Origin of the sequence: Flavobacterium sp. CS20 (assembly GCF_018080005.1) — a bacterium.
Taxonomy (GTDB): Bacteria; Bacteroidota; Bacteroidia; order Flavobacteriales; family Flavobacteriaceae; genus Psychroflexus.
Map to the genome: position 1 here is coordinate 2,762,464 of NZ_CP073015.1, position 20,639 is coordinate 2,783,102.

At 33.7% G+C, this 20,639-nt stretch carries 31 protein-coding genes and 1 pseudogene; 21 read left to right on the plus strand and 11 right to left on the minus strand.

Annotated elements, in window-relative coordinates; translation table 11 throughout:
* Nucleotides 1–681: 681 nt before the first annotated feature.
* Nucleotides 682–2,073 (minus strand): T9SS type B sorting domain-containing protein, encoded by a 1,392-nt coding sequence (locus IGB25_RS13105; RefSeq protein ID WP_211065385.1) that lies wholly within the window; start codon nucleotides 2,071–2,073, stop codon nucleotides 682–684.
* A 357-nt stretch (nucleotides 2,074–2,430) separates the two neighbouring features.
* Here IGB25_RS13105 and IGB25_RS13110 point away from each other — a divergent pair.
* Both IGB25_RS13110 and IGB25_RS13115 read left to right on the plus strand, forming a co-directional pair.
* A pseudogene (locus tag IGB25_RS13110) lies at nucleotides 2,431–3,372 on the plus strand (RHS repeat-associated core domain-containing protein); the annotation flags it as partial.
* Complete coding sequence (locus tag IGB25_RS13115) at nucleotides 3,369–3,860, plus strand: hypothetical protein (protein ID WP_211065387.1); 492 nt, start codon at nucleotides 3,369–3,371, stop codon at nucleotides 3,858–3,860. The pseudogene IGB25_RS13110 and the gene IGB25_RS13115, both read left to right, overlap by 4 nt.
* 96 nt (nucleotides 3,861–3,956) lie before the next feature.
* Here IGB25_RS13115 and IGB25_RS15725 read toward each other — a convergent pair whose 3' ends face one another.
* Nucleotides 3,957–4,187 (minus strand): helix-turn-helix domain-containing protein, encoded by a 231-nt coding sequence (locus IGB25_RS15725; protein WP_371815911.1) that lies wholly within the window; start codon nucleotides 4,185–4,187, stop codon nucleotides 3,957–3,959.
* 152 nt (nucleotides 4,188–4,339) lie between these two features.
* Between IGB25_RS15725 and IGB25_RS15050 the strand changes: the two genes are divergently transcribed.
* From IGB25_RS15050 to IGB25_RS13160, 9 genes are all read left to right on the plus strand, one after another.
* Nucleotides 4,340–4,474, plus strand: a complete 135-nt coding sequence (locus tag IGB25_RS15050; RefSeq protein WP_247653524.1) for a CHC2 zinc finger domain-containing protein — start codon at nucleotides 4,340–4,342, stop codon at nucleotides 4,472–4,474.
* Nucleotides 4,475–4,541: 67 nt separating this feature from the next.
* Nucleotides 4,542–5,594 carry an RHS repeat domain-containing protein gene (locus tag IGB25_RS13125; RefSeq protein WP_247653525.1) on the plus strand — a complete coding sequence of 351 codons (1,053 nt, stop codon included), beginning with the start codon at nucleotides 4,542–4,544 and terminating at the stop codon, nucleotides 5,592–5,594.
* 4 nt (nucleotides 5,595–5,598) lie between these two features.
* Nucleotides 5,599–6,072, plus strand: coding sequence for a hypothetical protein (locus tag IGB25_RS13130; protein WP_211065388.1), 474 nt, complete (start codon nucleotides 5,599–5,601; stop codon nucleotides 6,070–6,072).
* Entirely contained in the window at nucleotides 6,056–6,685 is a 630-nt protein-coding gene (locus IGB25_RS13135; protein ID WP_211065389.1) for a hypothetical protein, read from the plus strand. The genes IGB25_RS13130 and IGB25_RS13135 overlap by 17 nt, the downstream gene beginning before the upstream one ends.
* Complete coding sequence (locus IGB25_RS13140; RefSeq protein ID WP_211065390.1) at nucleotides 6,685–7,029, plus strand: hypothetical protein; 345 nt, start codon at nucleotides 6,685–6,687, stop codon at nucleotides 7,027–7,029. Before IGB25_RS13135 ends, IGB25_RS13140 begins: the two co-directional genes overlap by 1 nt.
* A gap of 57 nt (nucleotides 7,030–7,086) precedes the next feature.
* Nucleotides 7,087–7,557: a hypothetical protein gene (locus IGB25_RS13145; protein ID WP_211065391.1), complete on the plus strand. Its 471-nt coding sequence runs from the start codon at nucleotides 7,087–7,089 to the stop codon at nucleotides 7,555–7,557.
* 6 nt (nucleotides 7,558–7,563) lie between these two features.
* Nucleotides 7,564–8,355 carry a hypothetical protein gene (locus IGB25_RS13150; RefSeq protein ID WP_211065392.1) on the plus strand — a complete coding sequence of 264 codons (792 nt, stop codon included), beginning with the start codon at nucleotides 7,564–7,566 and terminating at the stop codon, nucleotides 8,353–8,355.
* Nucleotides 8,356–8,632: 277 nt separating this feature from the next.
* On the plus strand, nucleotides 8,633–9,727 hold the full coding sequence (locus IGB25_RS13155; RefSeq protein WP_247653526.1) for an RHS repeat domain-containing protein: 1,095 nt from the start codon (nucleotides 8,633–8,635) through the stop codon (nucleotides 9,725–9,727).
* On the plus strand, nucleotides 9,727–10,152 hold the full coding sequence (locus IGB25_RS13160; protein WP_211065393.1) for a hypothetical protein: 426 nt from the start codon (nucleotides 9,727–9,729) through the stop codon (nucleotides 10,150–10,152). Before IGB25_RS13155 ends, IGB25_RS13160 begins: the two co-directional genes overlap by 1 nt.
* Before the next feature lie 79 nt (nucleotides 10,153–10,231).
* On the opposite strand, the gene IGB25_RS13165 is transcribed toward IGB25_RS13160, so the two are convergent.
* The 4 genes from IGB25_RS13165 to IGB25_RS13180 all read right to left on the minus strand — a co-directional run bounded on the left by IGB25_RS13165 (nucleotide 10,232) and on the right by IGB25_RS13180 (nucleotide 12,092).
* The gene (locus IGB25_RS13165) at nucleotides 10,232–10,516 is read right to left on the minus strand and encodes a type II toxin-antitoxin system RelE/ParE family toxin (RefSeq protein ID WP_211065394.1); all 285 of its coding nucleotides are present in this window, start codon (nucleotides 10,514–10,516) and stop codon (nucleotides 10,232–10,234) included.
* Nucleotides 10,517–10,741, minus strand: coding sequence for an addiction module protein (locus IGB25_RS13170; protein ID WP_211065395.1), 225 nt, complete (start codon nucleotides 10,739–10,741; stop codon nucleotides 10,517–10,519).
* Between the two features lie 7 nt (nucleotides 10,742–10,748).
* Nucleotides 10,749–11,012 carry a helix-turn-helix transcriptional regulator gene (locus IGB25_RS15730; protein WP_211065396.1) on the minus strand — a complete coding sequence of 88 codons (264 nt, stop codon included), beginning with the start codon at nucleotides 11,010–11,012 and terminating at the stop codon, nucleotides 10,749–10,751.
* An 84-nt stretch (nucleotides 11,013–11,096) separates the two neighbouring features.
* Nucleotides 11,097–12,092 carry an IS110 family transposase gene (locus tag IGB25_RS13180; RefSeq protein WP_211065397.1) on the minus strand — a complete coding sequence of 332 codons (996 nt, stop codon included), beginning with the start codon at nucleotides 12,090–12,092 and terminating at the stop codon, nucleotides 11,097–11,099.
* Nucleotides 12,093–12,358: 266 nt separating this feature from the next.
* Between IGB25_RS13180 and IGB25_RS13185 the strand changes: the two genes are divergently transcribed.
* The gene (locus IGB25_RS13185; protein WP_211065398.1) at nucleotides 12,359–12,793 is read left to right on the plus strand and encodes an N-acetylmuramoyl-L-alanine amidase; all 435 of its coding nucleotides are present in this window, start codon (nucleotides 12,359–12,361) and stop codon (nucleotides 12,791–12,793) included.
* The gene (locus tag IGB25_RS13190; protein WP_211065399.1) at nucleotides 12,790–13,446 is read left to right on the plus strand and encodes a hypothetical protein; all 657 of its coding nucleotides are present in this window, start codon (nucleotides 12,790–12,792) and stop codon (nucleotides 13,444–13,446) included. Before IGB25_RS13185 ends, IGB25_RS13190 begins: the two co-directional genes overlap by 4 nt.
* 9 nt (nucleotides 13,447–13,455) lie before the next feature.
* Here the strand turns inward: IGB25_RS13190 and IGB25_RS13195 are convergent, their stop codons facing one another.
* Together IGB25_RS13195 and IGB25_RS13200 are read right to left on the minus strand one after the other, a co-directional pair.
* Entirely contained in the window at nucleotides 13,456–13,797 is a 342-nt protein-coding gene (locus IGB25_RS13195) for a helix-turn-helix domain-containing protein (RefSeq protein ID WP_211065400.1), read from the minus strand.
* A gap of 182 nt (nucleotides 13,798–13,979) precedes the next feature.
* The gene (locus IGB25_RS13200) at nucleotides 13,980–14,150 is read right to left on the minus strand and encodes a hypothetical protein (RefSeq protein WP_211065401.1); all 171 of its coding nucleotides are present in this window, start codon (nucleotides 14,148–14,150) and stop codon (nucleotides 13,980–13,982) included.
* A 10-nt stretch (nucleotides 14,151–14,160) separates the two neighbouring features.
* Here IGB25_RS13200 and IGB25_RS13205 point away from each other — a divergent pair, with 10 nt between their 5' ends.
* From IGB25_RS13205 to IGB25_RS13220, 4 genes are all read left to right on the plus strand, one after another.
* The gene (locus IGB25_RS13205) at nucleotides 14,161–15,207 is read left to right on the plus strand and encodes an RHS repeat domain-containing protein (protein ID WP_247653527.1); all 1,047 of its coding nucleotides are present in this window, start codon (nucleotides 14,161–14,163) and stop codon (nucleotides 15,205–15,207) included.
* Nucleotides 15,207–15,719: a hypothetical protein gene (locus IGB25_RS13210; protein ID WP_211065402.1), complete on the plus strand. Its 513-nt coding sequence runs from the start codon at nucleotides 15,207–15,209 to the stop codon at nucleotides 15,717–15,719. Before IGB25_RS13205 ends, IGB25_RS13210 begins: the two co-directional genes overlap by 1 nt.
* 301 nt (nucleotides 15,720–16,020) lie before the next feature.
* Complete coding sequence (locus IGB25_RS13215; protein WP_211065403.1) at nucleotides 16,021–17,316, plus strand: RHS repeat domain-containing protein; 1,296 nt, start codon at nucleotides 16,021–16,023, stop codon at nucleotides 17,314–17,316.
* 20 nt (nucleotides 17,317–17,336) lie between these two features.
* Entirely contained in the window at nucleotides 17,337–17,834 is a 498-nt protein-coding gene (locus IGB25_RS13220; RefSeq protein ID WP_211065404.1) for a hypothetical protein, read from the plus strand.
* A gap of 29 nt (nucleotides 17,835–17,863) precedes the next feature.
* Here IGB25_RS13220 and IGB25_RS13225 read toward each other — a convergent pair whose 3' ends face one another.
* Together IGB25_RS13225 and IGB25_RS13230 are read right to left on the minus strand one after the other, a co-directional pair.
* Nucleotides 17,864–18,208: a helix-turn-helix domain-containing protein gene (locus tag IGB25_RS13225; RefSeq protein ID WP_211065405.1), complete on the minus strand. Its 345-nt coding sequence runs from the start codon at nucleotides 18,206–18,208 to the stop codon at nucleotides 17,864–17,866.
* A gap of 182 nt (nucleotides 18,209–18,390) precedes the next feature.
* Nucleotides 18,391–18,561 carry a hypothetical protein gene (locus IGB25_RS13230; protein WP_211065401.1) on the minus strand — a complete coding sequence of 57 codons (171 nt, stop codon included), beginning with the start codon at nucleotides 18,559–18,561 and terminating at the stop codon, nucleotides 18,391–18,393.
* 10 nt (nucleotides 18,562–18,571) lie between these two features.
* Here IGB25_RS13230 and IGB25_RS13235 point away from each other — a divergent pair, with 10 nt between their 5' ends.
* The 3 genes from IGB25_RS13235 to IGB25_RS13245 all read left to right on the plus strand — a co-directional run bounded on the left by IGB25_RS13235 (nucleotide 18,572) and on the right by IGB25_RS13245 (nucleotide 19,936).
* Complete coding sequence (locus tag IGB25_RS13235) at nucleotides 18,572–18,985, plus strand: RHS repeat domain-containing protein (RefSeq protein ID WP_211065406.1); 414 nt, start codon at nucleotides 18,572–18,574, stop codon at nucleotides 18,983–18,985.
* A gap of 77 nt (nucleotides 18,986–19,062) precedes the next feature.
* Nucleotides 19,063–19,581 (plus strand): hypothetical protein, encoded by a 519-nt coding sequence (locus tag IGB25_RS13240; protein WP_211065407.1) that lies wholly within the window; start codon nucleotides 19,063–19,065, stop codon nucleotides 19,579–19,581.
* Nucleotides 19,574–19,936 carry a hypothetical protein gene (locus IGB25_RS13245; protein ID WP_211065408.1) on the plus strand — a complete coding sequence of 121 codons (363 nt, stop codon included), beginning with the start codon at nucleotides 19,574–19,576 and terminating at the stop codon, nucleotides 19,934–19,936. The genes IGB25_RS13240 and IGB25_RS13245 overlap by 8 nt, the downstream gene beginning before the upstream one ends.
* Nucleotides 19,937–19,968: 32 nt before the next feature.
* On the opposite strand, the gene IGB25_RS13250 is transcribed toward IGB25_RS13245, so the two are convergent.
* Complete coding sequence (locus tag IGB25_RS13250) at nucleotides 19,969–20,304, minus strand: helix-turn-helix domain-containing protein (protein ID WP_211065409.1); 336 nt, start codon at nucleotides 20,302–20,304, stop codon at nucleotides 19,969–19,971.
* A 152-nt stretch (nucleotides 20,305–20,456) separates the two neighbouring features.
* On the opposite strand from IGB25_RS13250, the gene IGB25_RS13255 reads away from it, so the two are divergent.
* Nucleotides 20,457–20,591 (plus strand): CHC2 zinc finger domain-containing protein, encoded by a 135-nt coding sequence (locus tag IGB25_RS13255; RefSeq protein WP_211065410.1) that lies wholly within the window; start codon nucleotides 20,457–20,459, stop codon nucleotides 20,589–20,591.
* The last annotated feature ends 48 nt before the right edge of the window (nucleotides 20,592–20,639 follow it).

Below are 20,639 nucleotides of genomic sequence, written 5' to 3' on the forward strand. Positions count from 1 at the left end.
AGTTAGATTTATTGAAAGCTGTAAATCAGATGATCACATATTTTGTAAGCAAATTTTGTCATTTCGAACAAATAATGAGGAGAAATCTCATCCTACTGAGATGTCTCGTCGCTCATGCTTCGCTCTTTCGACATGACAAATGATTAAATATCTGTATTTTATCTGAATATATTTTATTGGAATTTATATCGAACTCACGTTATTTTATAATGTCAAAAAGCCTTGTAAACATTAGGCTGTGAAGTTGTAGCGAGGAGCAGTCCCGAAGTGTGGGGAGAACTACCGTACGCCTCGGGCGTATATGAATCCGACGCTCACAAAAACAACAAAGAAATACAACAAATTTCCTATTGCAATACGTATAGCAAAAGACAGAGAAACCAGATATGTTTTCACAGGTAAATACGTAGCATAAAAAGACAGGGATAGCTATAACAGCAGATTAAAAAAAACTCATCCCAACTCTGCTTGAATCAACAATAACAACTGAATCAAAAAGCTCACTGAAGCTGATAACGCCCTGTTAGAAGCGACTTCACATGATGAAACAGTAAGCAAATTCAAAAGAAAGTAAAACGGAAAGCTAAAAAGGTTTCTTTTTTCAAGCTTACCAAAAAGAATGCTTTGAACAGGCTGAGAATTTTAAGAAATATAATAGGTGACTTTTTTAGGTAAACCAAGTTAGCGTTTCAAGGTAAAATGTCCTGTAAACACTCTGCCATCCTCACGTTCTACCCTGAACCAGTAATCGTTTAATGGCATAGCTTTACCGTTAAAAGTGCCATCCCAGCCAATTCCTGCTGGATTTATATCAGCGATTAATTTCCCGTATCTGTCAAAAATGTAAATCTTGGTAAATATTTCCTGAACTGAATTTATGATTTGCCACCTGTCATTAATGCCATCACCATTTGGAGTGAAAAATTGAGGATAATCCAATAAATAAACCCTTCGTAAGATTTCACCACAACCATTTTTATCTCGGATATAAACCAAATATTCATAGTCTGTCAGAGTGTTGAAAATATTAGAATCCTGATAATTTATTCCATCTATTGAATATTCATAATCGCCTTTGCTTTCAACAAAAATAGTGATTGAATTGTTGTTTTGAGACCAATCTACAACCGTAATATCGTTTATTGAAGCTTCGTTAGACAATAGTACTTCAAAACTTTTTGAAGTTTCACAACTTAATTCTGGGTAATTAATAGTTGCTGTAATTTCATAACTACCTGGCTCTGAAATTGTAATTGATGATGAAGTTTCCTCGTTAGACCAAAGGTATTCATCATAACTGTTATCAATGCTAATAATCAAAGGTTCACCCTGACATAAAATGAGTTCATCTTCAAGGTTTATAATTGGTGTTTCTAAAACTTCAATTTCAAAAGATGTGGTTGAAAAACAGGGTGTTGCATTATTGTTTTCTAATCTGACATAAAGGGTTTGTGGATTGTTTTCATTAGTGTAGTTGCCTTCAATAGGGTTTAAATTATTTTCAGCATCAGCTAAAGTTTTGTGGTAAGAGATAGAATTTTCAGTGCCTGACAAACCGTTTAAAATAGCTTCATTTTGCTGACTCAAATCAAAAGGTTCTACATTATCATTTTCTAAATCACACAAGTAAAGATTCTCGGGTGTAGAAGCTATTGGTAAAAAGTCAATGCCAAGTTCAAATTCAGTAATGGCAAAGCAATTATTCAAATTACTGCTATCTGTAACCCTAACCCAAATGGTTTGAGGAAGTGAGGTGTTTTCAAAATTAGTTGGACTAGATATAAAGTTTATGCCAATTTCAGTATCAGCTAAAGAGGTGTGGTAACTGACTAGTAAATTGCTTGTATCTTCTATATTACTTAAAACTTCATCTTCAACAAGAGTCAAATCAAATAATGCAATATCATCTTCATCACTATCACAAACTCTTAATTCAGCTGGGCTGTTTAATTCGGGAATAGGAACAGCCCGGAGTAATATTTCAAAAATTTGTTCGCAATTTGTAGAATTATCTAAAGCATTAACATAGATTGTTTGTTCACCTTCTGTTTCGTTTTGATAAGGTGATGTCAAAGAATTGGTTTGAGATGAAGCATCATTGAAAGAAGTATGAAAACTAAGACTTATTTCAGGGAATCTCTAAAAACCAAATTTCACTAAAAAACATCAAAAATAATTATTTTATATGATTGATATTTAGTATTTTAGCGGGTATTATGAAGTGATATAAAAGACACAGAGATTACGGTTTTTTTGACCAAGATATTAGATTAAGTAAGTTATCTCAATTAAGAGATCCATTGGTTAAATTAGTCCAAAATATTGAATTTGAAATGTTTAGGGAAATAATTGAAGTAGGCTTATCAAAAGAAGCTAAAGGACAACACTGGTGCACCTCATGAATTTCATTTAACTTTACCCTTTGGAGAGACCATGGCAGAACAACGCAAACCCGTAGCAGACTATTACAACTCTTGGAAGTTTACAGGAAAAGAGTTAGATGAAGAAACAGGCTTATATTATTTTGAAGCAAGGTATTACCAACCGAGTTGGAGTGTGTGGTTGAGTGTTGACCCGCTGGCGGAGAAATATCCAAGCATCTCACCGTATGCATATGTAGCTAATAATCCTATTAATGCAATTGATCCAGATGGCAGGGAAATTATATGGTTAAATTGGGGTGGTAATTATTCTAAAATTATTAGAGCTCTAAACAGAACAGGAACTTTTAATACTATTTTCACACGTTTTATTAAAAATCAAGATAATGTATTTATATCTCCATCTTCTGGGGGTTATATGGGTTATGCCCCATCGACAAGAGGTGCAAATGGATATAATATTAATGTAGGAAGTAATGGTTTTTTAAATGGAGGTAGATTAACTGCTGACCCTACTTTGATTGCAAAAGTAATAATGCATGAAGGTTTGCATAGTAGGTATCATATGGCAAGAGCTGAAGGAAATCTATCAGATTACCCTACACTAGAAAGGCATTATAATAAACAAGGTACAACACCAGGGTATGAAGGAGACCATGAAGCAATGGCTGAAGGCAATATTCCCACGTTTGTGCAAGGAATGAGAGAGTTTGATGCTTCTTATGGTACAGAGCATTCTGATGACTGGTACAATGCAATGGCTTGGTGGGGTAGTTTAAGTCGTGCTACTGATGATTGGAAGAATTTAGATGCATCCACGCAATCTACGTATAAGTCTATACAAAATAACGAACGAAAATACATGAAATATTTAGATGCTAGAGCGACTTATTTAGGAGATAAGACAAAGGCTAATCGAAACGCAATGAATACTGCTAAAGGAAATGTCGATTGGAAATTATATAAACAAACTAGAACTGCAACAGAATGAAGTATTTATTAAAAATATTGATTGTGTTTCTTTTTGTTTCCTCTTGTAAGCAGTCAAAGCCTGATGTAACGCAAAACAATAACTTAAATGGTTTTTCGATTACGAAATCCTCAAAAGAAGTAGTAAAAACAGATGCCGTTAAGGAACAAAAATTTAGATGGATACAGTATAAAAAAGTTCCAATTATGGATACAAATGATACAATACCAGTAAAAAACTGTTACTTGACAATAAAATCCAACGTTGTATCAATTTACGTAGATGAAGCTCTAACTGAAAAACACAATTTAGTTAGAGATAATCAATATTCTTTTCCAAGTTATTATTTTGAAGATAAGCCTGATGATATATTGCAATATCTTGATAAGGAGCAAAGTAAATTAGTTATCAAGCGGGATAATTTTGATGGAATACAGGAGATACTATATCAAAAAAAGTTTCTAAACCCAAAGCCTCGAATTAATCGGGGCTTTTACTTTACTACATAATACTCTGCAATTTTGTTTGTTTTAAAAATGCATCAAGGAGGGCGAAAACGTGCTGTTTTTCGTCCTCTTTTAGTTTTTGGATGTCAAGGACACGGTTCACAATGTTTTTTTCCAGTAGCGTGTCTGTAGCGCCCACAAGGTAATCCAAGGACACTTCAAGAGCTTCGACCAGCTGTGTACTATCTCAATAGACGGCTTTACTTCATCCCGTTCATATCTGCCAATTACAGCACCGTGAACACCAACGAGCTTGCCGACTTCATCCTGCGACATCTTTTTATCTTTTCTCACTTCCGTGAGCCGTTTACCAAAGCTGTTAGACTTCATAAATGTATCAAAAACTACAGTTAATTAAACAATACGGCAAAGATACAAAACATAAATGTAGTATCAAAAACAGATATAGTTTGGTTGTTTGAAATAGATATGTTACTTTTGCAACAGATTTGTAGTCAAAAATAATTTTAAACTTTTTTCTGATGGAAATCCACGAGATTAAAAGCAAGCTTACTTTAAAAGAAGTCCTGAACCATTACGGCTTTAAACCCGACAAGCACCAGCGGTTAAACTGTCCGTTCCACAACGACAAAACCCCAAGTATGCAAGTGTATTAAAACACAAACGGCATATTGTTTTAGTAGCAACGGCAAGACCCACGCAAAAAGTTTCATTGACTTCATAATGTATAAAGAGAACCAAAGCAAAGAAGACAAGAAGGTATTACAAAAAATCTTACAAAACCAGACCTTTGCAGAGCCTGAAGAAAACTCAGAAGCCTCAGCCATATTTTATTACCATGCCGACCATTTGGGGAGCAATGAAATTATTACAGACAACAATGGTGCACCTCATGAATTTCATTTAACTTTACCCTTTGGAGAGACCATGGCAGAACAACGCAAACCCGTAGCAGACTATTACAACTCCTGGAAGTTTACAGGAAAAGAGTTAGATGAAGAAACAGGCTTATATTATTTTGGAGCAAGGTATTATCAACCGAGTTGGAGTGTGTGGTTGAGTGTTGACCCTAAAGCACACCTGATGCCAGCTTGGTCGCCATACAACTATACAATGAATAATCCGATTAATTATGTAGACCCGGATGGACGGAGTGTGGAGGAGCCAGATGATGTCATAATTAAAGATAAAAATGGTATGGAAATTGGAATTTGGTATAGCAATATTTTAGATGGTGAAATTTATTTAAATACTTCAATTGGAGATGGTATACCGAGTACAAAATTTTTACCAAACTTATCTATTGATGAATATGTACCAAACAAAATAGATGCAATCGGGTTTGAAATAGGAGGTAAAATAGCTATAGGTTCTGGTGTTGAAGGTTTGTTTGAGTATATTCAGTTAGAGAATAAATCATCAGCAAAAGGTTATAAAGTTGCGGGCTTAAGTTTTGGGTTTGATGCTTCTATTGGTATTCAAATTAATTTTTATAAAGCAAAACAAGGAAAACGCTTAAACAAGTTTTCTTTTGAAGGAATAGCTGAATCTGTTTCTGCAGGTTATGAAACATTTGATTTAGAATTTACCAATTCAGATGATTTTACAGGTGTAGGTATTTCTTTAATTAAAGGTGCAGTACCTGTTTCAGGAAGTTTAAACTTTCAGCGGTCCAAATTAAGTGGTACTGAGTTTGAAATTGGTAATTTTCTAGGAGCCGATATAAGAAACCTAAAAACTGGAGACAAATTGATTAATATTAATAAAAATTTTTAAAGCTTTGAAAACTGTATATTGCTTGTTCATATTTTTACTTTTTTATTCATGTAACAAGGATTTTGATTTTAATAAATTTAAACCACTAGAAAGTCCTATGGAGGTGACAGTTACTAATGAATATTGGAGCGATTCTAAAAAAATAAAAATAGAAGATAAAAACATAGTTGATACTATTTTTAATATGGCTATTAATCATAAAATTTCACAGAATCAAAACTTTATGCCTGTAAATTTGTCAGAAGAGTTTTATGAATTCGAAATGATGCACAAAAGCGGAGATAATTATATTTTTTCCTCAGGTTTAATAATTTTTGAAAACGGAGACAAGAAGGGATTTTTGTATGTTTTTAAAAAAGAAAATTCTAAAGAACTAATAAGGTATAGGTTTTATGATGATAGATTACCTTTTTATATTAATCAAATAGTAAACCAAAAATTGGATCTCGGATGGACGGAGTGTGGAGGAGCCAGATGATATAATTTTCACAAATAGTTGTGGAGACGAAATAGGAAGAATAATATTACCTGGTGATGATATAACACATCAAATTAAAACCGATTATGTCACTAATGATCCATTAAAGGTAGACCCTATAAAAATTGCTAGACAACTTGGAATTGATTCAGAAGATATAGATGCTGTGGGGATTGATCTAGGATACACAGGAGTTTTGGGAGGTGGAATGCATTTTGGAGAAGGTATAATACATTTTTTAGATGGTGATAGTGAAGGAGAAACCTATTTATTTGGTTATCGTGGAGGTGGTGTAGGATTAGATGCTGGAGTAGGAATGTCAGGGTTTATTTCAAATTTTGATGATAATTCCAAAGAGCGATTTTTTAATGCTGAAAATTGGGAAGGAAATTATGCGGGATATTCAATAGGTGGTGGTAAAGAAAATATAAATTACAGTTGGGGAAATGAAGACAACATTAAAGGGCAATTATGGACTGGACAACAGTACACTTTAAGAAAGTCAAGTCCACCAACTTGGCACACTTGGACAGTTGGTGGAGCCTTCTCTGGTGAAGCAAGAGGAGGGGCATCAGTTTATTGGGGTGAATCGTTTTTACAGAACAAATTCTAATGAGGAAGATTATAAAAATAGCTTTATTCTTTGTTGCCTTTGTTGCTTTTGTATGGCTTTTAAATTTTTTATCAAACGATAGAGCAATTAAACAAGAAATAAAACAAGAATTTAAGGGATTAATTGTTGGTGATACTACTTTTAGAAGGAGATCTCAACCAACTCATTTAATAATTAAGGAAAAAGAAGAGTATTTATATATAACAGGAACTGAAAATTTGGATAAATTTTATAAGATAGGCGACAGTATCGTAAAACCAGCAAATCAAAATAAATTAATAATTATCAGAGATGGTGTTAAGGAAGAATTTATTTATCGCCCAAATTGGAAGCCTAATAAGTAACATGATTATTTATAAATGTAGTTTTTTTAAATGTGGATAAACCATTATAAAATTTAGATGATATTGACAGAACTTCGAATGAATAGTTTTTATTCTGGGAAATTAAGTAAAGTAGCTAGTCAGGCTCTATATGAAGAAAAACACAGAACTACAATTGCTTTAACAAAACAAGAAAAAGAATATAATAAGACTGCTTGGCCAGATGATCGGATTTCTCCTAGTTTATCTAGTTTTAAAATTGATTTAAGTTTTCTTCCAAAAGATTTCAAATATAATAACGATCTAGATATAAATCTTAATTTAGAAGGCATGAAAGTCCAAAGTTATTCAAGCGGTTATTCTGAAACTGATATTAATATAAGATATTTTTCAAAAGTAATAGAGGGAAAATATATAAACCAAGGCATCTACGACGGGCATTCTAACACATCCCTTTTATTTGGAAATCAGTCAAAAGAAAATATTCTTATTATAAATTTTTCGAAAGAAGAATATAAAAAAATCAATCAATATCATAATAACAATTAAAGTTGTATGAGAAAGAAACTTACATTTTCTATAATTGTTTTACTTATTTTGGGATTATTATATATAATAATCAGTTATTATCGATATTTAGATCAAATAAAAGAAAGTCATAAAAATTTAAAATATTTATATAAGACGTACTCTTTAAATTTTATTGATTATTATCCATATTCTAATAAAGATATTTTATTTGCATATGATTGGTTAAATCATACTTCTGGAGAAAAACATTTTGATGATTTTCTAATTAAATATGGTTTTGGTGTTGCAAACGATTCTTCAGAAAATGCTATAATATACTCTTATGGCAAAGATAATACTGACAATAAATTACTTAACAATAAATTTATTGACTATGACAAATTTATTAAAGAATATTCATTCACTGATTTTGTATTTAATGATAATATTGATATTCCTTTATTTAAAATAGAAATGTATAAAATTAATTGTGATACTATACTTGGTGAATTAGATCAAGACCCATTTAGACACTATAAACTCTTAAAAAAATCCGAATATATTTGGTCTGATGAAAATTATAGGATGAAATTCTTAAAACTTTTAACAAGTTTAGAAAAATCACTGCTAAATGATGATATTAACAACTACTCTGGAAGAAATATATTAGTTATTTTCAAGCATAATAATGTAAGGCTTTACTGTGATTTATTACTTTCGAAGAAAAATGAAAAATTACTTATCAATAAGATAAAATCATTTTTGAATAAGAATGATAATTTTTTTGATTATGCAGTTTTTACTTTAAGAGTACCTAAATCAATGGTAAATAAATAGTCCCCTCCCTAGCGCTCGTTTATAACGAGTGCTAAGACTCTTTTTGCAATCACGCTATCGCACTCTCTGAAAGTTAAATTAGGATTCGCTTTTCAAATGCCCCGCTCTTCGATGACTGAGATTTGAAGCTTTATAATTACTTAAGAAGCATAAAGCATAGTAGAAGTCTGTAACGACTTCACATATCAGCTTTTTTAAAGAATTCATTGATTTGTTTATATTGCCATCATGTTTAGCAATCTAGACGGTAAAATACGAGACTAAAACAGTGCTGAAGATGGTAAAAGAAGCGGGTATGTATTATATGGAAATAAATCAGGCTTATCACTCTAATCGGAGTTTAAAACTTAACACAACAAGTTCAAATAATTTTGCTCACGGCTATGCTGGTGACTTGCAACATGTAGAAGTTTTTTATTTTCACAGTGACCATCTCGGTTCTTCAAATTATGTGTCAAATTATGATGGGGACATTAGCCAACACGCCGAATATTTGCCATTTGGTGAGCTCCTCACCGATGAACACCTCAATTCCCACAACACCCGTTACAAATACAATGGCAAAGGATTTGACCAGGAAACGAGCAACTATTACTACGGCGCCCGCTATTATAATCCCAAAACCAGTTTATGGCTGAGTGTTGACCCGTTGGCTCATAAGTTCCCCAACATATCACCATACGCAGCATTCAATAACAATCCGATCTATTTTGTTGACCCAGACGACCGAGAAAATATACCTGCATTAATCTGGGTAGCTAAGAATATGGCTAATAAGGGAATTCCATTTGGTGTCTGGTATGGCGGAGATGGTGGTTGGACATATAAAGCGGGTAAAGTTCCAACAGAAACGGTTTGTTATGAAAGTTGTTGGACATCTTATATGAATGGTGCTGATGCATCAGCTATGACAACATTAAAAACTGGATTTTCTACAAAAGGCGGTGGGTTTAAGGGTCGTTCACACGAAACTGGCGGTATGAATTGGTTTAAAGCTGGAGATGGAACAGATAGACAATTTGTTTCTGATATTTCTAAAGGAGAACTTGGCGATATTACATTTATGGGAGAGGTTGGAGATATGGCTGGTCACGCAGTTTTATTAGCGAGTGACATAACAAAAGGATCGATAGAGGTTGATGGCAAGACCGTAGAAACTATGTCTTTTTATGCATTAAGTACTTCATCTGATACTGATGCAGGTAATTATGGTGGCAGGTCATTTACCTTTCAAAATGTTGACGGTAAATGGCTTCTTGATGGTAATGGATATGAGTTTAGAGGTTTTGGCCAAATGAAAAATGTAAATGCAACAGATGAACAAAAACAAGAAGCCACAAAATTGATTGATGATATTAAAACTGGGAATTAATGAGAAAAATAAAGGTTTTAATATTAGCGTTTTGTTCGTTCGTTTCATTGAACGTTATCGCCCAGTCTTTTGATATAGATAAGTATAATGAAGAAAAGGAAGCGATTTTAAATGTTGTTTTGAATAGTGTTCAGTTTGATAGTATTTATTCTTCGAATAGAGTCTATTTTGTTTCAAACGAATTACTTTCTACATCATCTTCATTAGTGTTGAAGAAGGGGAAATGTCGAGCTAAAGTTTTGGAGCGTGAAAAATTAAAGAAAAAACATTATGTTGGACTGGGAGACTTTACTATGCCAAAAAAAAATCCGAAATATGTTAGGGTTCAAATTTATTCATCGTCTACCAGTAAAACGTTAAATTTAAGATTAGAAAAAAATAAAGATGATTGGGTAATAGTCAATCATCTAATAATGGAAGATTAGATACAAAGCCATCCAAATCGGGTGGCTTTTTAGCTTTTACAGAGTAGCTACATTTTTTTTAAAGAAGTTATCTGTTTTTTCACCTCTCGGGACTAAGCGAAGTATGAAGCACAGCAACTACAATAATGGTTTTGTTAGGCTCATCAATGGTGTAGTGAATCATAAAAGGAAACACATCTAAAACGGTACAGCGTGTATCATCATAACGAACAGCAGAAGCTTTTGGATTTTCACGAATAAACAAAACTTTAGTTCGGACTTCTTTGATAAATCGTTTGCCTAAGTCTTTTTGTTTAGAATTGTACCAAGAGGTAGCTTCGGCAATATCCAGTTTGGCAAGGGGTAAGATAATGGCTTTATACATCTACAAATCCTTTTCAATGTCGTCCATAGTGGCATCAAAATCCAAAGCCTGTTCAGGGTTATTTTTGTAGTCGTCAAGACGTTTACGGACTTCTTCTATCTGCCAAGAAGGAATATCAACTTGCTCAATATCCTTGTATTTGTTTTTAAGTTCGTTCCATTCCGAAATCGGAATAAAAACCCCTGTGGTTTTGCCCGTATTATCTGAAATATATTGAAGGTTCATAATCACATTAATTTTTGTTGAGTTGTAGAAAGCTGTGCTGTCTGCAAAAGGGAATCCAGCACGTGCAAAATAGCATCACGTTCCTTTTGACTGACCTTTTGCAAAGTTCTAATCGATAAAGCATTTTTTTAGCCACATTAATTGAGGGTATTATTTCTTCACGCTCATACCTGCCAATTATAGCATCCGAAGTGCCGACCAATTTGCCGAGAGTATCCCTTGATAGCCCTTTTTCTTTACGTAAATCAGATATTTTATTAACTATGTTCACAACTTATAGTTTAAGAAAAGCCCTTAAAAATAAAGGTATTCTATGATTAAAACAACTAAAAAATGTTAAAATTTTCAACAGGTTCTAAGCTGCGTGTTTCATAGTATCCACATACGGTTCATTTCTATTTACAACAGCAAAAATTCTTGACAGTAGTTTGTTTCTTATTATGTTTATCGTACTCATTTTATTTTTTCCGTGGGCTACTCTTTTTTCATAGTATATTTTCATTTCAGTATTGTGTTGAATACTTGTTTTTGCACACAGATCAAGTAAGGTTTTTATCTTTTTATTGGCTAGATGACTAACTTTAGTTTTACCCCTTATACTTGTTCCAGACTGATTCTGAAATGGTGCTATGCCACAATAAGATGCAAACTTTCGATACGTTTTAAATTTTGTAAAATTAGCGGTGTATGCTATGATAAAAAGAGCTGTTTGTGGACCAATACCATTTATAGAGGTTATAAGTTTAAAGTTGTTTAAAATTCTTTCATTGTCTTTTAAAATAGTCATCATTTCGTTCTCGACTTCCTTAATTTGTTTTGTTAAGTAAGTAATCATTTTCTTCTGAGTAGATAAGAGCGTTTTGTTATGTTTTTTAATCAGAACTCGCTTCTGCTCTTTTAAAGAAGCTTTATAGCCAGATCGTTGCTTAACTAATCTTTGGCGAAGATTAAGAAGGCGTTTAATACTTTGTTCTTCTTCGCTAGAGAGCTTTGTAGGGGTGATTTCATCTCTCATTCTGTAACCATACTTAGCAATCAGCTTTGCATCAGCTTTATCACTTTTACCTCTAACCATTCCCATAGATTTCTTGATTTCAAGACCAGAAACTAAAAGGAAAGGAATATTCTTTGAGGTTAGATAAACTGATAAACAGTGGGAGTATAACCCCGTATGTTCAAAAACAAATAGGATACTTTCTTTAGACAGATCTGAACTTTTATAAGCCCAATCGACTAATTTCTTGTAGTCCTTTTTTGTGTTTTTAAACTCTCTGTTTTCTTGGTTAGAATGAATACATGCATCAAAAGTTAATTTGCTCATGTCAATGCCAACTGTGTCTTTAATTTTCATAATTTTATATTTTTAAAATGGTTACTTTGACTAACACCTTTAAAAGGTAAATAAATACTGGTATTCTATTTGGTCCTTGTAACCTGGTTAATAAAGAATGGGGACTAATACGGAAAATAGGTCATTAACCTGGACTACAGAAAAGTTCACCCCATTCTTTTTTTATTTAAGTTATCAACAAAATTACAGTTATTAACAAAGAAAAAAAGAAGCAAAAAAAGAAAGATACATATCATAATCATTATTTCTTTTTTTAACAATTAAATTTGGTTTTCAAATCTAAAGGTACTAACAATGCTAAAGAGAATGGAGCGAATGCCTTCGTAAGTGTTCACATAAACTCTGCGGGTAACGAGGACGCAAGTGGATTTACTGTTCTGTACAAAGGCAATGGTACAAATGCGGATAATAATAAGGCTTTGGCAGAATCTATTTCAGCTAATCAAACTGTAATGGATATAAGAGGAGATGGCATTACTGAAAGAAATGGCTTAAGAGTTTTAAATGAGTTTAGCTCTACTGGTCCTGCTGTTTTGATTGAAGTTGGGTTTATTACAAACAAAAGTGACGTTAGTAAGATGTCTACACAATCTAATAGAATAGGTAAAGATATCGCAACTGGGATTTATAGTTATTTTAATGGAGGAGCGCCACCGCTAACTCCAGCTATTGACAGTTCACTAAAAGGTGTAAAACAATGATGAAACTAATTTTTTTGTGCATATTATTTGCGGTCTTAAGTTGCAAGGATTTAAGTCTGAAAAACAATGTTAACGAACCTACAGTCTATTCAAAAATAGACAGTACTAAATCTAAAGACACTCTATCAATAGGGTTACCAAATAACCTTAAAGAATTCATTTCAAAGACTGGAGACTTATGGTTGCAAAGTTGGACAAAGAATGAACCTAACTTTAATCTAAATGACTTTTCACAAGAATTTAAGAAATCATTTAGTTATGAATGGGAAGACTATAACAGGGATAGTTTTGTTACGCTTGATGAATTTACTAAAGAGTCAAAATTTGGCTGGACAGTAGATTTATATTCCTATCACACAGTAATAGAGTCAGTTCAAAACATTTCTTTTGGAGTTGACCAAAAAGTGTACATCTATACCGACAATCAAATAATGGACTTTCTTACCTTGGGTTCAGATGAGTCTATCGAAGATGCTTTTTGGTTAAATGATGGCAAGAAACTTGTACTTTTAGGATATTACAATGACGGTAAAATAAAACCAATCATTTGGTGGTTTGATTTTACAAAAAAGGAAGAAGTAAGATATATAAACAGTTCTATTTCTGCACCCGAAAGAAATCCTTTTATTGTTGACTATTTAATTAATCGGTAGATATTAACATTACACATTCAATCCCTTTAGCTTCACATTGTTAATCATTGCATCAATGGTATAGAGAATACAATTTTTGTCGTTCTCTGGAAATTTAGCAATATCATTTAAACGCCTAAGCATTGTAGGGTCTTTTAACAGCTCTCTTTCTTCGGTCTCACCAAGAAGATAACCTACGGTAGTTTCCAATACATTGGCTAATCGCTTAACCACGTCAATAGTGGGTTTTACTTCGTCACGCTCATACTTGCCAATAATGGAATGGTAGGTGTCGATTTGCTTCGCCAGTTCAGTTTGTGAAAACCCTTTTTCACTTCTGCACTCTTTTAATTTACTTCCAAAACTTGCCATATTGTAATATTTATGGTATTAAAAACCTTGTATAGGTCTGATAACGCAAATATATAGACAAATATTGGTAGATAAAAACCATAAATATTTTGTGAATTGAAATACATCTTGTAGATTTGTACCAAATATTGTCGGAGGATAAATTTTAAACTTTTTTCTGATGGAAATCCACGAGATCAAAGTCAAGCTGACATTAAAAGAAGTCCTAAGCCATTACGGGCTAAAGCCCAACAAGCACCAGCGGTTAAACTGTCCGTTCCACAACGACAAAACCCCAAGCCTGCAAGTGTATTAAAAACACAAACGGCATATTGTTTCAGTAGCAACGGCAAGACCCACGGAAAAAGTTTCATTGACTTCATAATGTATAAAGAGAACCAAAGCAAAGAAGACAAGAAGGTATTACAAAAAATCTTACAAAACCAGACCTTTGCAGAGCCTGAAGAAAACTCAGAAGCCTCAGCCATATTTTATTACCATGCCGACCATTTGGGGAGCAATGAAATTATTACAGACAACACTGGTGCACCTCATGAATTTCATTTAACTTTACCCTTTGGAGAGACCATGGCAGAACAACGCAAACCCGTAGCAGACTATTACAACTCTTGGAAGTTTACAGGAAAAGAGTTAGATGAAGAAACAGGCTTATATTATTTTGGAGCAAGGTATTACCAACCGAGTTGGAGTGTGTGGTTGAGTGTTGACCCAATGGCACATGCTTTACCCTCTTGGTCACTATACGTTGCATTTGGCGACAATCCAATAAATAACATTGACCCAGACGGCAGATACTTTATAGGAGTAAATGATAAAGCGGTCAAATTCAAACAGCGAAAAGATGGAACTCTAAAAATAGGTCGCAATGCTTCAGCTGATTTAAAGCACTTGGTAAAAACCGTAAATGCTTCCGGTAGCGGAACGGCAATGAACCAAATATTTGAAGCAAGTCAAAATAAAACCAAAATCCATGTCAATGTAGAATCTGAGATACATGATAAAGCAGGGCAATTGGGTTATGGATTATTAGGCTTACACCAAGCCCATGATGCAGACGGAAACGCATTGAAATGGAACAGTGATAAAGGAGATTTTGACGGCACACCTGCTTATGTAGAAGGGGAAGAAGGGGTGTATAAGGAAGCAACGATAACCATTTTTAAAGGTAATATAGAAGAATCTGGAGGGAATGGTCAGTACTATGGTTTTGATATAACTATTGACCAGGAAATAACCAATACCTTTCAGCATGAATCACACCATGACACTGATAAGGAGTTTATTCAGGACTTGAGAAATAAACGAGAAGGTAAACCGAATGAGGGAATAGATCCTCATCAAAATATCCACCCACAGGAACAGAAAGTTTATCAAGAGTTGCACGATAGTAATAAGAAAAAATCTCCATGATGAACGTAACAAGATATTTCACCAATACTGTCCAAAATGCGATTGTTCTCATCCTTTTTTTGATGATAAGTGCTACAAGTGTTTTTTCTCAAGGTGCTTGGGATATCAAGTATATTCCCCTTGATTCCCTGAGTCCTGAATTAATCGGAAAAGAAGTAAGAATAGATTTTAAAACGTCAGTCACAGATACATTACAAGGAGAAGTGAAGGCATTAGACATCAGAAAATTGCTCTCCAAAAAAGATACTGTTAGTTTGGTATTAGGTGGCGAGCTTGTAAAGTTTAAAGAGAGTTGGAAATTATACGTTGACCACGGAGCATTAAGGGAACAAACTTTGGAAAGAGTTGAAACCACTGGAGATGAAAGAATTTATATCAGCGAAATGTATTTGGGGTCAATTGACGAAGTAACACTAACTTTAGAAGTAGTGGTTTGCAAACCTTCTGGAAAAAGTAAAGAATCTGTCATTGTCAATAAATCAAATGTAAAAGGCTTCTTGCTTCGGATTTAATATAGATTGGATAATTTAAATCCCTAGCGACATTGGAGTTTTAAACTTCAATCCAATTCCAGGCTTTCAATCATGTCTTTGAGTTCATTGGGTTTTAGGTCGGCTTTTTCTCCTTTCTAAGGGTGCTGATTTTGGTTCCTATGTTCAACGTATTACTCATATACAGCCTTTATTACAGTGAAAACACAAAGATAAGAGAACTTTGTTCCATAAAAAAGTAAGACGTTGTTTGCCTGAATGAGAAATGATTTATAGTTTTACGAAACATGTTACACATATTAAAAAGCAAAACTTTTTTCAAATGGAGATACACGAAATCAAATCCCAACTCACTTTAGCCCAGGTATTGCACTACTATCACCTGAAACCCGACAAGCACCTGCGGTTGAACTGCCCGTTCCACGAAGATAAAACACCGAGCTTCCAAGTGTACTACAAAACCCAAACCGCTTACTGTTTTAGTTCCAACGGCAAGACCCACAGTAAAAGTTTCATTGACTTCATAATGTATAAAGAAAACCAAAGCAAAGAAGACAAGAAGGTATTACAAAAAATCTTACAAAACCAGACCTTTGCAGAGCCTGAAGAAAACTCAGAAGCCTCAGCCATATTTTATTACCATGCCGACCATTTGGGGAGCAATGAAATAATTTCTGACAACACTGGTGCACCTCATGAATTTCATTTAACTTTACCCTTTGGAGAGACCATGGCAGAACAACGCAAACCCGTAGCAGACTATTACAACTCTTGGAAGTTTACAGGAAAAGAGTTAGATGAAGAAACAGGCTTATATTATTTTGGAGCAAGGTATTATCAACCGAGTTGGAGTGTGTGGTTGAGTGTTGACCCAAAAGCGGAAGATGCACCAGGTTGGTCACCATACAGGGCTTTCTTCTGTAATCCAATTAATTATACTGATCCAACAGGGCTTTTAGAAAATCCAATTTATGATAATGAAACTAGTGAGTTTTTAGGAACTGACGATAAGGGTTTACAGGGTGAAGCTATCATAATGGATAAAGAAGATTTTACTCAAGGAATGTCTCATAAAGAAGCAGAAGAAAAGGGGAAATATTATCATCAGTTAGATAAAGTAGAACAGTTTAGGTTTATGGAAAGTGGTTATGGGCATTGGCAGGGATTGAAATATAGACCGGACTATGATGGAGTTGTAACTTTTGATGAAGCTTTGGATTGGTATCATACAGGAGAAGGGCAACCTCTTTATGTTGATGTAAGTAAGATTGATCTTAAAAGTAGCAAATTATCTGTGGATGATTTTGATGGAATTTCTTTAAGTGTTAATTTCTTTAATATAGTCAATACACATCCTTTTAATTCTAATATTTTATATAGACCAGCAGTCGATAATAACTTATCTCATGTTTATGGAACTTTAGGAATGACATTATTGAATCCTAATACAGGAACAATAAGACTTAATACATATGCTCGCTATAATGGTGGTATTGATAGATTTGATTTTAATATATCCTTATTTAAGTATATTGCAGATAAATCAAGAGAAAATGGCAATCCAACACCATTTAATTTCATGGGGTATGGATTAGGAACAATACATACAACACCATAGTTTTACAAAAGGAATTATATATGAGATTATATCTTAAAATAGTATTTATTGTTGCTTTAAGTTTTATTATTATTTCTTGCAGTAATTCTATACGTCTTCTTCCAGCAAAATTCAGAGCAGAAAAAGATGTTGCTTTTAAAACAGCACTTAATAAAGTCACTATTTATGAAATAAATGTAGAAGCACTTAACTTTTCTGACTTAGAAAATTACCCCGTTATAAAAGAAACTAGTTATCGTTATAAAATACAAAAATGGCGGAAGTATAATGGTCTGGAGAAAAAGGAACAAATTAGAATACTTAATATGGTGAAAGAGAATAATGAATACGGAGATTATAATCATATTATTACTCTTGTAGAATTATTACAAACCAACAAAGATGTATATTTTTCTTCTCTTTATAGTGAAGAAACAAAAGATGCTTCGGGAAATCCGACTATATTTTATGATACAATGTATTTTTTAGATGCTGTAGGTGAAAAGTTATATGAATTGCACCATATATATGATTATTAAGAACAAAAAGCCCCAAAACAGGGGCTTTTTTATTGTGTATAAGCCTTCCTTGTCTTTGTATCTCTTAGAAAAGCGTCAATATTAGCTAGAATACATTTTTTATCATCTTCATTTAGGGAACTAATATCCTTAACCCTTCTAAGCATTATCGGGTCTTTAAAAAGCCCTGCTTCTTCCGTATCTCCCAAAAGGAAACCAGCCGTAACATTAAGAATATCCGCTAATTTTTTAACCACGTCAACCGTGGGCTTTACTTCGTCACGCTCATACTTGCCAATAATGGAATGGTAGGTGTCGATTTGCTTCGCCAGTTCAGTTTGTGAAAACCCTTTTTCACTTCTGCACTCTTTTAATTTACTTCCAAAACTTGCCATATTGTAATATTTATGGTATTAAAAACCTTGTATAGGTCTGATAACGCAAATATATAGACAAATATTGGTAGATAAAAACCATAAATATTTTGTGAATTGAAATACATCTTGTAGATTTGTACCAAATATTGTCGGAGGATAAATTTTAAACTTTTTTCTGATGGAAATCCACGAGATCAAAGTCAAGCTGACATTAAAAGAAGTCCTAAGCCATTACGGGCTAAAGCCCAACAAGCACCAGCGGTTAAACTGTCCGTTCCACAACGACAAAACCCCAAGCCTGCAAGTGTATTAAAAACACAAACGGCATATTGTTTCAGTAGCAACGGCAAGACCCACGGAAAAAGTTTCATTGACTTCATAATGTATAAAGAGAACCAAAGCAAAGAAGACAAGAAGGTATTACAAAAAATCTTACAAAACCAGACCTTTGCAGAGCCTGAAGAAAACTCAGAAGCCTCAGCCATATTTTATTACCATGCCGACCATTTGGGGAGCAATGAAATTATTACAGACAACACTGGTGCACCTCATGAATTTCATTTAACTTTACCCTTTGGAGAGACCATGGCAGAACAACGCAAACCCGTAGCAGACTATTACAACTCTTGGAAGTTTACAGGAAAAGAGTTAGATGAAGAAACAGGCTTATATTATTTTGGAGCAAGGTATTACCAACCGAGTTGGAGTGTGTGGTTGAGTGTTGATCCGTTGGCAAGCGAGTTCCCCAGCTGGTCACATACTCTGCGTTTAATAACAACCCAATTTATTTCATAGACCCTGACGGACGTGCAGTTGTGCCAGCAGATTGACCACCAAAGTGGTGGTCATCGAATGTCAATAAGTGGAACCAATTGAACAATAAAGAGAAGAATATTATTAGATGGGATCCTCAATTCTATAAAGCTTTTGATATTGAAAAAAATGCCAATTCTGCATTTGCAATGACAGAAGCAACCTTTGGAAAACAAGGTAAAGGTGATGAAAGTGATGCGTTTAGACACGCTTTTTGGCAAGCTACAAATACTCAAGATGTTGGAGAAGGTTTTACGAGAAAATGGTCAGATGCTCACGAATACGGAACACCAACAAATGAAGTTAAGACAGACCTTTATATGGATATTCATAATAATGATGTAGGGATAGAAATTGGAAAAGCAAATCCCAAAGCTACACCAGAAGAATTAAGGGATATTATTTTAGATAGAATTTCAAAAGGAGATTTATTGATAATAAACAGTAATAATAAGTTGATAAAATCTGATGGTAGCGGTTTGAAATCTTCAGAAATAAGGCAGTATGATACGGCAAAAAAAATAGCTACTGAAATTCTTAAAAACCCTAATGACCAAAGAACAAAAGATTATGAGTAGTAAAAGTTTCTTTTTAATTATTATGGCTATAGGTTCTCTCTTTTACTCCTGTTCTAATGAACCAGAATACAAAGAGTATAAAATAATTGACTTATCTAAACCAATTTCAGATACTCTGAAATTTGAAAAAGACGGTAGAATTATTGGGGTTGAAATCTTAATAACAGGGTTTGTAAATGGGAAATCAGTTTTGGAGTTTAAAAATGGAGCAGGTAGATTTACAAAAATTGACTTAGAAGATATTGTAAATGAAAAGTATGAAACAGAATGGTATAGCCCGAATCTTAATTTTAAATATTTGCCTGAATCACAAATTTTAGGCGATAGTTTGGTTTTAAAGTATAGAATGTATTAGATATCAAAAGCCCGAGCAATCGGGCTTTTTTCTTACATAATAGACTGCAACTTAGTTTGCTTGATAAAAGCATCAAGGAGGGCGAAAACGTGTTGTTTTTCGCTCTCTTTTAGTTTTTGTATATCAAGGACACGGTTTACAATGGTCTTTTCCAGTAATACATCGGTAGAGCCTACCAAATAATCCAAAGACACTTCGAGAGCTTCGGCCAACTGTGTGACTATCTCAATAGACGGCTTTACTTCATCCCGTTCATATCTGCCAATTACAGCACCGTGAACACCAACGAGCTTGCCGACTTCATCCTGCGACATCTTTTTATCTTTTCTCACTTCCGTGAGCCGTTTACCAAAGCTGTTAGACTTCATAAATGTATCAAAAACTACAGTTAATTAAACAATACGGCAAAGATACAAAACATAAATGTAGTATCAAAAACAGATATAGTTTGGTTGTTTGAAATAGATATGTTACTTTTGCAACAGATTTGTAGTCAAAAATAATTTTAAACTTTTTTCTGATGGAAATCCACGAGATTAAAAGCAAGCTTACTTTAAAAGAAGTCCTGAACCATTACGGCTTGAAACCCGACAAGCACCTGCGGTTAAACTGTCCGTTCCACAACGACAAAACCCCAAGTATGCAAGTGTATTAAAAACACAAACGGCATATTGTTTTAGTAGCAACGGCAAGATTCACGGAA